The organism is Lacticaseibacillus sharpeae JCM 1186 = DSM 20505 (genome assembly GCF_001436225.1).
GTDB classification, from domain to species: domain Bacteria; phylum Bacillota; class Bacilli; order Lactobacillales; family Lactobacillaceae; genus Lacticaseibacillus; species Lacticaseibacillus sharpeae.
Genome location: NZ_AYYO01000044.1, coordinates 120,534 through 134,829, shown reverse-complemented (window position 1 = coordinate 134,829; position 14,296 = coordinate 120,534). Strand labels below are relative to the sequence as shown.

Annotated in this window: 16 protein-coding genes and 1 tRNA gene; 6 read left to right on the top strand and 11 right to left on the bottom strand. The window is 53.1% G+C overall.

Features of this window, described 5'->3' with window-relative positions:
* Positions 1 to 22: 22 nt before the first annotated feature.
* Positions 23 to 96, top strand: a tRNA-Arg gene (locus FC18_RS09100).
* 122 nt (positions 97 to 218) lie between these two features.
* Here FC18_RS09100 and FC18_RS09095 read toward each other — a convergent pair.
* Positions 219 to 1,559, bottom strand: coding sequence for a glucose-6-phosphate isomerase (locus tag FC18_RS09095; RefSeq protein ID WP_054677402.1), 1,341 nt, complete (start codon positions 1,557 to 1,559; stop codon positions 219 to 221).
* Positions 1,560 to 1,876: 317 nt separating this feature from the next.
* Positions 1,877 to 2,734, bottom strand: coding sequence for a GRP family sugar transporter (locus tag FC18_RS09090; RefSeq protein ID WP_054677400.1), 858 nt, complete (start codon positions 2,732 to 2,734; stop codon positions 1,877 to 1,879).
* 527 nt (positions 2,735 to 3,261) lie between these two features.
* On the opposite strand from FC18_RS09090, the gene FC18_RS09085 reads away from it, so the two are divergent.
* From FC18_RS09085 to FC18_RS09065, 5 genes are all read left to right on the top strand, one after another.
* The gene (locus tag FC18_RS09085) at positions 3,262 to 4,311 is read left to right on the top strand and encodes a tagatose 1,6-diphosphate aldolase (RefSeq protein WP_056976120.1); all 1,050 of its coding nucleotides are present in this window, start codon (positions 3,262 to 3,264) and stop codon (positions 4,309 to 4,311) included.
* Positions 4,312 to 4,462: 151 nt separating this feature from the next.
* A complete protein-coding gene (locus tag FC18_RS09080) occupies positions 4,463 to 5,095 on the top strand; it encodes a VanZ family protein (RefSeq protein WP_082403902.1) in 633 nt (210 codons plus the stop codon).
* Positions 5,096 to 5,179: 84 nt separating this feature from the next.
* The gene (locus FC18_RS09075; protein WP_054677398.1) at positions 5,180 to 7,426 is read left to right on the top strand and encodes an LTA synthase family protein; all 2,247 of its coding nucleotides are present in this window, start codon (positions 5,180 to 5,182) and stop codon (positions 7,424 to 7,426) included.
* A 171-nt stretch (positions 7,427 to 7,597) separates the two neighbouring features.
* Positions 7,598 to 8,476 (top strand): hypothetical protein, encoded by an 879-nt coding sequence (locus FC18_RS09070; RefSeq protein ID WP_054677396.1) that lies wholly within the window; start codon positions 7,598 to 7,600, stop codon positions 8,474 to 8,476.
* 24 nt (positions 8,477 to 8,500) lie between these two features.
* Positions 8,501 to 9,040 carry a hypothetical protein gene (locus FC18_RS09065; protein WP_054677394.1) on the top strand — a complete coding sequence of 180 codons (540 nt, stop codon included), beginning with the start codon at positions 8,501 to 8,503 and terminating at the stop codon, positions 9,038 to 9,040.
* A 239-nt stretch (positions 9,041 to 9,279) separates the two neighbouring features.
* On the opposite strand, the gene FC18_RS09060 is transcribed toward FC18_RS09065, so the two are convergent.
* The 9 genes from FC18_RS09060 to FC18_RS09020 are packed head-to-tail and all read right to left on the bottom strand — an operon-like array spanning position 9,280 to position 14,289.
* Positions 9,280 to 10,149 (bottom strand): peptidoglycan recognition protein family protein, encoded by an 870-nt coding sequence (locus tag FC18_RS09060; protein WP_054677392.1) that lies wholly within the window; start codon positions 10,147 to 10,149, stop codon positions 9,280 to 9,282.
* The gene (locus FC18_RS09055; RefSeq protein ID WP_054677390.1) at positions 10,149 to 10,442 is read right to left on the bottom strand and encodes a phage holin; all 294 of its coding nucleotides are present in this window, start codon (positions 10,440 to 10,442) and stop codon (positions 10,149 to 10,151) included. The genes FC18_RS09060 and FC18_RS09055 overlap by 1 nt, the downstream gene beginning before the upstream one ends.
* Positions 10,439 to 10,918 carry a hypothetical protein gene (locus tag FC18_RS09050; protein WP_054677388.1) on the bottom strand — a complete coding sequence of 160 codons (480 nt, stop codon included), beginning with the start codon at positions 10,916 to 10,918 and terminating at the stop codon, positions 10,439 to 10,441. Before FC18_RS09050 ends, FC18_RS09055 begins: the two co-directional genes overlap by 4 nt.
* Positions 10,919 to 10,920: 2 nt before the next feature.
* The gene (locus tag FC18_RS09045) at positions 10,921 to 11,136 is read right to left on the bottom strand and encodes a hypothetical protein (RefSeq protein ID WP_054677386.1); all 216 of its coding nucleotides are present in this window, start codon (positions 11,134 to 11,136) and stop codon (positions 10,921 to 10,923) included.
* A gap of 2 nt (positions 11,137 to 11,138) precedes the next feature.
* A complete protein-coding gene (locus FC18_RS09040) occupies positions 11,139 to 11,354 on the bottom strand; it encodes a hypothetical protein (RefSeq protein WP_054677384.1) in 216 nt (71 codons plus the stop codon).
* The gene (locus FC18_RS09035) at positions 11,347 to 11,802 is read right to left on the bottom strand and encodes a hypothetical protein (protein ID WP_054677382.1); all 456 of its coding nucleotides are present in this window, start codon (positions 11,800 to 11,802) and stop codon (positions 11,347 to 11,349) included. Before FC18_RS09035 ends, FC18_RS09040 begins: the two co-directional genes overlap by 8 nt.
* 13 nt (positions 11,803 to 11,815) lie before the next feature.
* Complete coding sequence (locus tag FC18_RS09030; RefSeq protein ID WP_054677380.1) at positions 11,816 to 13,168, bottom strand: hypothetical protein; 1,353 nt, start codon at positions 13,166 to 13,168, stop codon at positions 11,816 to 11,818.
* A 1-nt stretch (position 13,169) separates the two neighbouring features.
* Positions 13,170 to 14,120 carry a BppU family phage baseplate upper protein gene (locus FC18_RS09025; RefSeq protein WP_054677379.1) on the bottom strand — a complete coding sequence of 317 codons (951 nt, stop codon included), beginning with the start codon at positions 14,118 to 14,120 and terminating at the stop codon, positions 13,170 to 13,172.
* Positions 14,074 to 14,289 (bottom strand): hypothetical protein, encoded by a 216-nt coding sequence (locus FC18_RS09020; RefSeq protein ID WP_054677376.1) that lies wholly within the window; start codon positions 14,287 to 14,289, stop codon positions 14,074 to 14,076. The genes FC18_RS09025 and FC18_RS09020 overlap by 47 nt, the downstream gene beginning before the upstream one ends.
* Between the last annotated feature and the right edge of the window lie 7 nt (positions 14,290 to 14,296).

Genomic DNA, 14,296 nt, shown 5'->3' with positions numbered 1-14,296 from the left:
GCTATAAACTAATTAAGTTCACGTGCCAGTAGCTCACCTGGATAGAGCAACAGTTTCCTAAACTGTAGGTAGCGAGTTCGAGTCTCGCCTGGCACACTAACATCGCCGCGTCCATCCGCATTTGGGTGGACGTTTTTTCGTGCTCTTTTGGCGTCAACACAAAAAAATCCCCCACGCCAAAACGTGGAGGATTCATTGAACTTAATGCAAACCGTGAATTACAGGCGTGCGTTCAGTTCCTTAGTCTTTTCTTCGTAGCCAGGACGGCCAAGAAGTGCGAACATGTTGGATTTGTATGCTTCAACACCTGGCTGGTCGAATGGGTTGATCCCGTTCAGGTAGCCGGATACGGCAACAGCTGCTTCAAAGAAGTAGATGAGGTAACCCAGGGTGTAAGCGTCCTGCTTAGGGATGGAAACGGTCATAACTGGCACGCCACCATCAGTGTGGGCAAGGACAACCCCTTCGTAGGCCTTACGGTTAACTTCCGCCATGGTCTTGCCTTCAAGGTAGCCAAGGCCATCCAGGTTCTTGGCGTCGGTAGGAATCTTAACGTCGCGGTTAGGCTGGTCAACCCAAACGACGGTTTCCATGAGGTTACGCCGGCCTTCCTGGATGTACTGACCAAGAGAGTGCAGGTCGGTGCTGAAGTTAGCGGATGATGGGTAGATACCCTTCTGGTCCTTACCTTCAGATTCACCCATGAGCTGCTTCCACCATTCGCCGAAGTACTGGAGCGTTGGTTCGTAGTTTTCGAGCAGTTCAGTGGTGTAACCCTTCCGGTAGAGGATGTTACGGATTGCAGCGTACTGGTATGCTTCGTTCTTGCTCAGGTCATCGGAACTGTATTCCTTACGACCATCAGCAGCACCCTGCATGAGGGCGTCAATGTCAAGGCCAGCAACGGCGATTGGCAGCAGACCAACAGCAGAGAGAACGGAGAAGCGGCCACCAAGATCGTCAGGCACAACGAATTCTTCGTAACCTTCAGCGTCGGCTTCAACCTTCAGGGCACCCTTAGCACGGTCAGTAGTAGCGAAGATGCGCTTGGCAGCTTCTTCCTTACCGTACTTGTCGATGAGCTTAGCCTTCAATACGCGGAATGCGATGGAAGGTTCGGTTGTGGTCCCGGACTTGCTGATGCAGTTAATGGAGAAGTCGCGGTCGCCGATGACATCGAGCAAGTCAGCGAGGTATGTGCTGCTGATGGAGTTACCAGCAAAGTATACTTCGGGGAGCTTGCGGGATGGGTCAGCATTCCGGAAGGTGTGGCTGAGGAAGTCGATTGCGGCACGGGCACCGAGGTATGAACCACCGATACCGATAGCAACGAAGACTTCGGAATCTTCCTGAACCTTCTTTGCTGCAGCCTTAATGCGAGCAAATTCGTCCTTATCGTAGTTAACAGGAAGGTCAAGGAAGCCGCGGAAGTCAGCACCGGCACCGGTACCTTCACGCAATTCCTTGTCAGCAGCCGTAACTAATGCTTGCATCTGGCCAAGTTCGTTTTCGTGAACGAACTTGCCCAACTTAGATGAATCAAAAGAAATGTGAGCCATTATTTAGGTTCCTCCTAATTTTCACTAAAACCACTATTTACTCTAGACTGACAGGACCAAAAAATCAAGCGAACAAAGTGCAACGCGCAACATTTTTAAGCATTTGTACATACATATATATCAATCCCTTCCGCGGCGCCCCCTAAAGCCAGACCGACGCGGCTTGCATCAGAATCAGATAATGCTACCAATTCGCCAAAAAATCGTTTTATCGCACAGTTTGAACACCAATCTAGCACGCAAAAAGTGACACGCAGCCGTCAAAAAAACACGGCGCAAAAGTCTGCGCCGTGCTGTCGTAATCATGATTAAATTAGTTAGGCCTTCATAATCCCGAAGATTACCCCACCGGCAATTACCAGCAGGCTCCCCACGGTCACGTACACCATTTCGCGCTTGGTCTTGTGTTCGCCCAGCAGGAAGATGGAACCGTACGTGGAGATGACAATCCCCATCTGGGACAAGGAGAACGCAACTGCGAGCCCGACATCCTTGGTGGCCATCAACATGAAGATGTTCCCGACGCCCCAGAAAATCCCGGTGAGAATGTTCTTGGCCGTGCCCTTGGCGATTGGGTTGTGCTTAGCGGAGAGCACGATGGCCCCCGCCAGCATCCCAATACTCTGTGGCAACACAACCGCAGTGGCGTCAAGCCCCGCCCACGTGTAAACAATCGTGTAGCCGGCATAACCAATAGTAGAAATAATCAGTGCCTGAATCCCGGCCGGCATGTTGTGGCTGGACGCTGCCCCACCTGCAACCTTGTCGCGGTGGGAAGTGAGTGTTGCCCCGATGATCAAAACAACAACCGCGATGAGCCCGAGGGTAATGTCGTGGCCAGACTTCCATTCGTGGAACAGCAATGCGCCAGCCAGGGCGTTAGCAACCAGCTGCAGCCCCGTGGACATTGGCACGGCCATGGACACACCCATGAATTTCATTGAGCGGAACTGGTTACCTTGACCCAGCGCCCAGAACAAACCTGAGACAATCCCAAAAATCCAAGTGTTAGTATCAATGGTAGGCCGAGCAACGATGAGCGTCCCAATCCCGAAGAACAGTGCGCCGATTGTCATCCCGAGCGTTTGCTGGTATGCATTTCCGCCCATCTTACCACTAACAAGTCCGATTGATCCCCAGGCAATCGCTGGAATCAAAGCAATCAAAATACCCATGTGCCCTATCTACCTCTTTTATATATTGATGTCGGATGCGCGTGCCGGATACACGCTGCCGCCGATGAACAAAGCCAACATTATTTGGCTCTGCTTGAGGCCAAATTCGCCCCAAGCAGAGCCAAAAAGTTCAAATTTGTTTAGTGAAAACATTTTTTTGAACTTTTTTGCACAATTTTGCACATTGACCGCACGGATGCGGTTTCACAATCATATATGCAAAAAACTGCCGTTCGCGCCCGTCAAAATGGGGTTAAGCCGGAACCTAATCCCGTTAAGCAAAATGCGAATCTGAAAATAAATTGTACCGGAAGTTTTGAAAACGGTCAACCTACAAATGATACCGGTGTCACATTTTGTACGGAATTTTCGTGAAAACGCTAAACGGGTACGGCGCCGTGCCTGCACACGTTTTCTGAATCTCAAAAGAAAGCGCACTTTTGTTCATTTGACTTGATAATACCGATTTCATTATGTACAATGAAGTCGTTAAATCAATTGTTTCTATCTCTGGAGGGATTATCCATATGGCAAAGAAAGTCATTACTCGCGGTAAGTTTGAGAAGTTGCAGCAGTTGTCCAACAAGAGCGGCGTTATCGCTGCCCTGGCAATTGACCAGCGTGGCTCAATGAAGAAAATGATGGCGGCTGCTGACGAAAAGGCCGGCACCGAATACAGTCTTGAACAGATCTACAAGTTCAAGGAACTGGTATCCAAGGAACTCACAAAGTACGCTTCTTCCATCCTGACAGATGAAGAACTCGGCTTCAAGGCAATGGCTGCCAAGGACCCTAGCTCTGGTTTGATTCTTTCATACGAAAAGACTGGTTACGACGTTACTACTGTTGGTCGCTTCCCAGAACTGCTCACCGGTGAAAGCATCGAACGTCTCGCTGCCAAGGGTGCAGATGCCGTTAAGGTACTTGTATACTACAACCCACACGACAAGGACGAAATCAACGACGTCAAGAAGGCATTTGTAGAACGTCTGGCTAACGAAAGCCGCGGCGCTGACATGCCATTCTTCCTCGAAGTTGTTACCTACGACGACGCTATTCCTGACGCAAAGAGCTTCGAATACGCAAAGGCAAAGCCAAGCCTGGTACTTGACGCACTGGCAGAATTCACCAAGCCTCAGTACGGTGTTGACGTCCTCAAGGCAGAAATCCCAGTTAACTGGTCATTTGTTGAAGGTCACACTGCTGACGGCGTAACTCCTGCTTACACCGAAGCAGAAGCTGCTGACATCTTCAAGAAGGTTAACGAAACTGTTGACCGTCCATTCATCTACCTTTCCGCTGGTGTTCCAGCCGAAACATTCCGTGAAGAACTCACATTCGCCGGTGAATCTGGCAACAAGTACAACGGTATCCTCTGTGGCCGTGCAACTTGGAAGGATGGGATTCAGGTCTTCGCTGATGGCGGTGAAGCAGCACTCACCCAGTGGCTTGAAACGACTGGTAAGGAAAACGTTGAAGAACTCAACCAGATCCTGGACAAGTACGCTAAGCCTTGGTACAGCTGGTACGGTGGTCTCGACAACATTGAAGTTGTTGACTCCGTAGTAACCAAGTAATTTAGCTTTTAAAGAAGGACTTCACGGTCCTTCTTTTTTTGTGGTCGCAAGAACGTACGGTTACCAAAAAATTGTAATTTGAATAATATTATTTAACTATCCGAACATGGCCGTCACCCTTTGGTACAATGGTCTACATGGAGGACAAGCAATGATTTTTCTCGGGCCAGTTTACCGCTTTTTAGAAGCCAACTATGCGGAGCGCATCAATCATTTTCCACTCATTCGTCTCGTGACGTACAGTGTGGACAAGACTATCCTCTACCTGCTGATTTTCGCAGTACTGCGCGGCCTGTGGCTCTGGCGGCGGCACAAGCGCATTCGGTTGGGCCACGAACTACTGGTCTTCACCTTCACTGCCTACGTGATGCTGCTATTATTCCTCACCGTCTTCCGCCACTCGTACTTCCCCTGGCAGATTACGATGGATTGGGGCCGCGACTGGCACGAAGCGAACTGGACGGTGCTGGCCGAAACCTGGAAATTACGCTTAGGGCTCTCCCACTTCGACTTTTACTACCAGTCCCTCGGCAACGTGGTCTGGTTCATCCCCTTTGGCATGATGCTGCCGTTGTTGCTGCGGCCACGGCACAAGGCAATCCACGTGGTCTTCTGGGGGATGCTCATGTCGATGTTCATCGAAACCATGCAGTTCTATATGCACACGGGGATTGCGGACGTCGACGATCTGATTTTTAACACCACTGGCGCGTTTATCGGCGCCATCATTTACGTCTGCCTGCACCGCCTGCGCATGTTCATCTGGCCGCACGCGCAGTCCTGACGGCAACGCTCATTACTGGAATCTTTTACTGTTTGCACAACATCATGTAGAATAGTCTCCAGCACAACTCGGAGGTCAAACCTATTGGCAAAGCTACACAAACTGACACACACGCGGCTCGGGTTCATCTCGATTCTGGTCATTCTTCTGTGGGCGAAGACTGTCTTCGCCTACTTTGTTGACTTCAACCTCGGCCTTGATGACCCGCTGCAATACATATTACTGATTATTAATCCCTTGGGCTCGGCGATTCTGTTAATGTCGATTGCCCTGTACTTCAAAAAATCACGCAACGTCATTATCGCAGGCCTGATTGTGTACACCGCCCTGTGCGCACTGCTGCTGGCCAATGCGCTGTACTACCGTGAATTCACGGACTTCATCACGATTAACACCATCTTGGCGCTGCCAAAGGTGGTCCAGGGACTGGGGGCGAGCGGCTCGTCGATGATGGCCTTCAAGGATATCGTCATCCTGCTCGACCAATTCATCATCGCCGGCGTGTTCGGCGTGTACGCCATCGTCAACATTTGGCGCTACCTTCAGCGCCAGCCCCTGACCTGGCCAACATTCGGCATTCATCTTGGTGCCACCAAGAAACGCTACCACCTGCCCCAAGCCACCACCGTCGTCGGACTAGCGCTGTTCATGGTGACCCTCGCCGTCAGTGAACTTAACCGGCCGCAACTGCTTTCGCGTACCTTCGACCGCTCTTACATCGTTAAGTATCTGGGCCTGGCGCCATTCACCGTTTACGATGGGGTTAAGACGGCACAGACCAACACGGTGCGGTCGTCTGCAGACAGTGCGGATGCCGATAAGATTCTGAGCTACGTCCGCAAGAACTACGCCAAGCCCAACGCGAAGTATTACGGCGTGGCCAAGGGCAAGAACGTCATCATCATCCACCTTGAAAGTTTCCAGCAGTTCCTAATTGGCCAGAAGATTAACGGCCGTGAAGTCACGCCATTTTTGAACTCACTGATTAAGGACAAATCCACACTCAGCTTCAGCAACATGTTCAACCAGGTTGGTCAGGGCAAAACCTCTGACGCCGAGAACATGCTCGAAACCAGCACCTTTGGCATCAACAACGGCTCCCTCTTCTCCGCCCTCGGCAGCACCAACACATTCCAGGCCGCACCCGCAATTCTGGACCAGACGGCCGGATACTCCAGCGCCGTCCTCCACGGGGGCAAAGGGTCGTTTTGGAACCGGACCGACACCTACAAGAACCTCGGCTACCAGTACTATTTCGACGGCGATTATTTCGCCCACAGTGCCGACGCCAACACCCAGTACGGGATTAAGGACAAGCTGATGCTCGCCGAAAGCGCCAAGTACCTGGAGCACATGCAGCAGCCGTTCTACGCCAAGATCATCACCACCTCGAACCACGATCCGTTCACCATTTCCAGTACCGACTCCGACTTCCCGGATGCGGGCACGGACGACACAACGGTCAACAACTACTTCAAGACTGCTAACTACCTGGATTCAGCGCTCAAGGAATTCTTCACCTACCTTAAGCAGTCCGGTCTGTACGATAATTCCATCGTCATGCTCTACGGGGACCACTACGGCCTGAGCTCAACCCGCAACAAGTCACTGGCGCCGCTGCTCGGGAAGAATGCGGAAACCTGGTCGGATTACGACAACCTGCAAATGCAGCGGGTGCCCCTCATCTTCAGCATGAAGGGGCTCAAGGGCGGTCAAAACAAGACTTATGGCGGTGAAGTCGACATTCTGCCGACCCTCATGCACCTGCTCGGCGTCAGCACGAAAAAATACGTCCAGTTCGGGACCGACCTGCTGAGCCGCCAGCACAGTCAGGTGGTCGCCCAGCGCAACGGGAATTTCATCACGCCCAAATACAGCGTGATCAGCGAAACCCCGTACGTAAACACGGGCACCGATGCCGGACGTGAGGCCACGAACCTGGCGCCAGCCGATAAGAAGGCCCTGGCTGCCGACGAGAAAAAGGTCAACAAAGAACTGCGCCTCTCGGATACGTTGGCCAACAAGAACCTGCTGCGCTTCTACACTCCGGCGGGCTTCACCCCCGTTGATGGTGACGCGACGGATTACGATACCAGTTTGCAGCGGATGCTCGCCATCGAGCGCAGTCTGTCTGCAACCAGCACGAGCCAATATTCGCAGGACGGTAGCACCAACGCCGCCGCGAATTACCAGTCCGATTCCCCCGAGCTCGCTAAGAACCGCTCCGTCCTCACCCAGTACCCGAAGAAGGTCATCAAGCAAGCGAACACGACGGAGACACCAATGGAATCGATGATTTCCAGTGCCAAGCGGAGTTCAGTCGCTAAGTAACTTAATTAAATAATTCCGGAGAAAACAGATTTCGCAGGCGTGAAATCTGTTTTCTTGCATTAAACGTTCATACTTTGTTCATGAATTCCCACTATACTGTGGTTATTCAGTTGGCTAGGGTTGCACCACAAAACCGCCTGGGCGAGAGCGCCCAGGCAAAGGGGGGTAAAAATGAAATTCCTCGAGCGCGTAATCATGGGTATGAGGTATCACCGCCGCGCCCACATTGCGATTATCATTCTGACCGTGCTGTTCACAACGGCCGGTTTATTCCTGCAGACCAACTTGATGCTGGAAAACCAGGCCCGGATGACCTTCAACCAGCGCCTTAACCAGTTGTCAATTGGCACCGATTCGGGTACTGGCCGCATGCCTAGTGCAGGTAAACAGGCGGCAAACGGCACTTCCGGTTCTGCCGCCGGAGCGAACACTAACGGCGCCACGGCAACGCCGCAAACTGGCATGCCGGGTAAGCACCCCACCGTCATCAAAAAGGGCGTGGCCAAACGCATCGCCAAAATCTACCAGTCGCAAACGAACCTCTACCAGTTAATCTTCTGGCTGAGCACCGGCGTATTCATCATCGCGATCATGTTCATTGCCTTCCGCCTTGCCCGGCGAAACCGGGACGAAACACGGGCACTGATGCTAGTGGGCAAACACCCCGGCACCATCGCGTTCCAAAGCGGGGCCGAGAGCTTCATCAGCTTCGGGGGCACCTTCGCCATTGTCACGCTGATTAGCCTGCTGTTTTCAACCCAAATCATGAAGGTTATGCAGCACCTGAACCGGACCACGTTCATCCAGGTGCTCACCTCGGCCACGGGCAAGTCCCAGACCGCGGTGGAGAACTCACTGAGTAGCATGTTCCATAACCACATGACGGACTTCACGAGCCGCTCGCTGCTGGTTGGCCATGACTTCGGCAACCGGACGCTGGATTCGCTATCCGGTTACAGCATCACGTTCCTCATCGGGGCAACCATCGTGATCTTGCTCCCATTTTTAGCCACACTACTACAGGCGCACCGCGTGCGGCGGGCACTGTAAAAAACGAAACAGGAGGTGTCACCCATGTTGTTTAAACCTAAAGCAAAACTGCAATGCGCCGTGACGCCCAACCTAGCGGATGCCGGCCTGCACCTGATGTACACGCCAGACGCCCGCCAGGCATTCACGCATTACGTCCGCACTATGCTCAAGACAACGCTGCGCAAGACCACCGGGGTGATTGGCACGGATAGCGCCATCGTCCCCTACCTCACCGTCCGGGCAAACATCTACATCGACGGACCCGAACACGACCTCTTCGCGCTGCCAGCAGAAATGCGCACCGACTTCGATTTCCTGAACGGACCGGCGAACGCCCTTGGCGCGCTGCAACGGCTCTACATCGAGTTCTTCCGCAGCGTGCTGGCGGGCAAAAAGTACATTATCATCGCCGATATCTTCAGCCAGCTCAGCGGCCCGGAAGCCCAGCGCTTCCTGACCGTGGCGCGCGATGCCGCCCAGACTAATGCCGTGAGTGTGATTCTGCTGACGGCCGACCGCGGTGTCAGCAATGAGTACAGCGAGATCAGCCAGCCGTTTGTCCCCGAGTTTTTGGCGCAATAAAAAACGGCAAGCGTTCAATTAACGTTTGCCGCAATATCGGAGAACTAGTATGGAGATGAGGGGAATCGAACCAGGCTCTAGGCCCTTGATATGACTGAATTTCTAGAGTCATAGGTTCACAAAGGGTTCACAGGTCCCGTTTGTGAACCTATTTTTTAAATTTATTTTAGCGCACACAAAAAAGCCCCACTCAATTAAGAGTGAGGCTAATTTGATGAGCTGTGCATAGCTTTAATGAGCTAGAACGGTTTCTTGCCAGCGAACGCATCCTTCTGAATTGCCTTGACGAACGCGGATGGTTTAGACAGTTTCCCGTCTGCACCCGTACCCATCTTTTTTTGCATGGCCTTGAGCGTGGCGGGGCCGAGCTTGCCGTCCTGCTTAACCCCAGCGTGCTTCTGCAACACAGTCACAAACGGACTGCCACCAGTGCCATACGTGATGCCAGTGATTGCGTCAGTGACGGCGTTGTGTCCTTGACCAGAAATCTTCCCGTCCTGGTACTTCATGTTGTAGACTTTTTGAAGCGCCAGCGTGGTAGCTGGCCCCCAGTAGCCGTCTACCTTAGATGTGGACTTAGTGGATGACTTGGTAGCGGGCTTGCTGGTCGTCTTGGCCTTGAGGTCTTTGGCGAGCTGCGCCTTGCTGATGCCGATGCTGGTCAGGTATGCCCACGGGTCGGTGTGGGTTGTCCCGCCGTAAGTCTTGCGGCACCAGTCGTGGGACTTGATACCGGCCGTTTTATCGCTGGAGTCCAGAGTCAGCGGGATACCATACTTAGCGCACATCTGCTTGACCAGTGCCACGAAGTTGCTGTACGCCTTGCGTGCCCGGGTCTTGTCGGTAAACTGGCAGAGTTCAATCTGCACGGGCGCGTACTTGTTGACGTTCCCCGCACCATACGCCTTGTAACCCGGCTTGCCAATCTGGTATGCACCCTTGTCGTCCACGGCGTAGTGCACGAACGCAGAGTGCCACGTGCGGTGCTCGTAGGCCGCAATGTTGGCGGCAGTGGCGTTGTTGTCGGCGGTGGCGTGGATTACTAAGATGTGACCGGTGGTCTTAGCCGTGCCGGGGGAAATTACGTAATCGGTCTTGATGCTAACCATTACTTGTCCTCCTTCGGCGTGGTGTAGGTCAGCGCCTGCTTGCTGTCAGACGTGTTCGCGGTGGTCGGGTCAACCAGCCAGCCGTAGAAGCTGACGGCCACGGTGCCGAGTACGTATGGATTGCTGAGCGCCTTGCCCAGTGTGCCGATAACCACGCCCCACGATGTGAGGTCGGTGGCGGTCAAGCCGTAGTACGTCAGGATTGGCGCACCTACGACCAGCACCAGTCGAAACATGTTGCCGGGGTCGCTGAAACGCACGCCCCAGTTAATCTTCTTGAGCCAATTAATCATGCTGTTTTTACCTCCATGAATTCTTTGATTTCTTGTCGAGTCTGTGCGTCGTACTCCCCGCGAATGGCGTCAGGTTCTTTGCTGTCGTCAATCGGCAACTGCTTGACCTTCTCCCAGAGCATGTGTGCCGTCCCGTTACCGCCCACGCCCTCGTAAGCACGCATGAGGTGCATCATGTTATCTAGATCTACCGTGGTGATGTAGTGGTTATGCAGATGCCGGTTGCACTCAGCAACAATACGGTCGTGTCCAAACGCCTGCTGTGAGTCATACAGCTTGTCCATGCGGTTATCCACGCTATTCCGCCATTCAGCGTCGGCCTTGGCTTGCATGTTGCGGGCCTCCTCTGCTTCGCGCCGTGCCCGCTCGCGGTCTTCGCGCTGTTCCTTGACGAAGCCACGCCAGGACTTGATTGCGGCAAAGATGGAGCCGACGAGCGTGAATAATGATGTGATTGCTCCAACGATTGCCAGCATGGTTACGCCTCGGTTCCTGCGATTGCCTTGGCAAGTCGTGCGGTCATGATGGTCACCAGCTCGTCACCGGTCACGCTACCCCACGTCTTGCCGTCGATGTCGGTGTCAGTGAGCTTCTGCGTGTAGATAAGTGACTGACCAGCGTCGCCAGTGCCCTTAAGTGTTACACGGTGCGAGCCGTCAAAGGTAGCATCGTTAGATGTGATTTCGTAAGTCACGGTTATGCCTCCTGTGTTGTATCAGTCGTAGCGTCTACGTGTGGCGCTTCGGTCGGTGCGGCCACCTTGACGGCTACCCCCGGGTCAGTATTCGTGACCTTGGTCTGGGGCTGTGCCTCAATCTTGGCCTGTACTGCCGTCTGCAATAGTGCAGGTACTGGTGTGGACGGGTCAGATTGTTTCTGCTTAGCTAGTAATGCAATAAGTGCGTTAGGCATTCTGTGTCGCCTCCTGTGTGGTTGTGTCTGTGGTCATGCCCATAGCAGCGGCCAGCTTGTCTTGGTCAGCCACGATAAAGAGCAGGTTAGTCAGCTCGGTCGTCGCTTGATTGCTCAACTCAATGTCTGAGTTGGCCTTATCCAGTGCAGCTTGCAGGCTAGTGGCTTGCGCCTTGGCCTCCTTGGCATCCTGCTTAGCAGTGGCTAAATCAGCGGCCTGTTGCTTGTCAGCGATAATCTGTGCATCCTCTGACATGTCTTCCCACTGTGCGTGCTCTGGCACGTAGAATGGCACCTTATCGGGCGCCTGCAGTTCTTCTGGCACTGCGGTGTCCGTGTATGGATATGATGGCTTGTAAGTGTCATCATCTGTGGTCAGCGCGGTGTAAGACATACCAGTGCGTTTAAATTCCGCCTTAGAGTAAAAGCGGTAGATTGTTTTTGTCATGTTAGTTTCCTCCTTATGCTGTGGTGGTTGTGGCGGTAGTTGCCACCATTTTTGCTTCTAGCAATTCAATGCGAGTTTCAATGATCGTTACATCGGTTAAGCTTACTTCGCCGGTGCTTGGGTAGCTGACCCAGATTGACGCGACGCCATCAGGGACTATCCACTCAAAATTATTAATGGCAGTGGATTGACGGCCCATATACTGCCCTGTGGAGTCATAGTAATTCCATCGGAAAGCATACGAATTGTTCAGGTAAACCCCGGTGACTGCAAATTTCAGGATATGGCCTGGCTGCACCGGTATGTGGTTTGCCATCAAGTCAGAAGCGTCAAACGCTTGCTGTGTCCCATCAGCACTCAACATCTGTCCAACCAGTTCCCCTGTTCTGTCAATCAGGTTTACTGCCCCCCCCGAAATTTGGGCTTCGAGGGCGGAAATCTTGTTATTTAACGAGGTGATGTCGCTGTCGGTTGCCAGTCTCGTCCAAACTTTCCATTTTCCATTGGCGTCTCGAATTCTCATGTGTACATACTGTCCGTTGTCAGGAAACACAAGCTGTGTACCCTGAACGCCGTCATCGAAGGCTACTGCGGTCCCCCAACCAAACTCCCCCTCATCGGCCCCGGGATTAGTCGGCCCATTCTTGTATGTCCCCGCACTTGACTCGATTTGCATGATGAATGACCCCGAAGTGGCGTTGAAATCAAACGTTCCCTTTCTAAAGGCCTCTGCATTCGGGAGCCCGCCGGTACCAGTAAACTCGTTGTGCCCGCTCCAAACATTGTCCCCGCTCTGCGTAGCATACGCGCTCATATCGATGTTGCCCTCGCTATCAGGCAGCTGCCCACCGAAACTAGTGACCACCGCCGGAGCGTATGGCATAGGGTAGTTACCAAGATTTATCATCTCGTGGCCGATATTAGCCGTCCAATCTTGTATCGCGCCAAGTACACAAACTTCCAATCTGTCGGTGATGTCCGTAGGAACCACAAGAGTTGTCGTAAATGTCCCACTTGCCCCCGCTTCAATGTATGCTGGTGTGACCGGAACCTTTATAACAGTGCGGGCACCACTGGCGTTGAGGTAGAAAACACCTAGATGTGTTTTCTGTTCTGGCCCGTTTTCAATGTCTACTGAGACAGAAACCGTCTTACCAGCAAGTGCAACTGCTCTTTCGCCAGTAACAAACTTGCTGTCATGTGTCCAACTTTTATTATTGAAGGGCATCAAGCTTTGGTTCGAGTCCAGCAGCAAATTGAAAGGACTCGATACCAGTGCCACCTCCCCGTCAGTCGGCGTCACGCCATTGACTGACCGTACTACTTTATCGCGTAAAATCTTAGCTAGTTTCTCTGTCCAGTTCATTCTATTTACCTGCTTCCTGTGTAATCCATGCGGCCAAATCTGCATCCGTGATAGTCGCCGAAACGTTATTCGCATTATCGGCGGCTTGCTTAGCCAGCTCGGTAGCAGCCTTGGCGTCTGCGGTAGCTTGTTTGCTGTCGGTCGTGGCCTTGCTTGCGTCCGTGGCGGCTTGCGTGGCTGTGGATGCTGCCTTGTCTGCGTTAGCCTTGCTGGTGTCCGCGGCCTTGGCTGATGCGGTGGCGGTAGTCGCAGCTTGCGTGGCTTGCGTGGTGGCTGTCGTAGCGTCAGACGTGGCCTTCTCGGCGTTGGCCTGTGCAGTCTTGAGTGTTGCCAATTCTGCGGTCAGAGTGTTGTACTCGTCAATCCACTGCGCTTGGGCCTTGGTCAGCTCACTAGCACTAGCGTCCAGCGCCGTTTTCTGTGTCTGCTCCCAGCTCTGGATAGCAGACAGCGTGGACGCCAGTTGCCGCTTGACCTCACCCTCCACGTCGGCAGACGCCATCCACTTAGACACCTCTGTTTTGAGGTCGGCCAGCGTGGACTCCATGTCGGCTTTGAGCGTCTCCAGCGTCTTACTGTAGCTTGACCCACCCACACCGCGCTCAAACTGCGGAGCCACGATATACGTGAACTTGTTCGTGGACGCCAGAATCGTGTCGCCATCGAACACATAAAAATAGCAGGTCACCCTGCCGTTTGCCGAAAATGTCTGGTCTGGAATCGCGAATTGAATCTGGTCATCGCTGACGGTGAACCCTTCGCGTACGTCGACAAAATTACCATCGGGCAGACTGGCACGGAATCCGAGTGAATCCGCTCCGATTGTACCGCCGTCCGTAATGACCAGCAGTTGCTGGCGTCCCTTGTCGCCCTGCGTTGCGAAGCGCTCCTGTGGAATGCCGGAGTTACTTGCTACCGTCAGCGTCAGCAGCGGAAATGTCGGTGTCTCCATCAGTCTGTGCCTCCTTCGCCTTAGCCATCTCGTCCGTCAATGACTTAACCTGCGCTGCCAGACTGTCACGCTGCACTTCTAGCGCAGAGTTATTGACCTCTATGCGGGCAAGCTTAACTGCTAGGTTGCTGGCTACCTTGTTTGCAAAATCGTTATGTTCGTTATTCATATTTTTT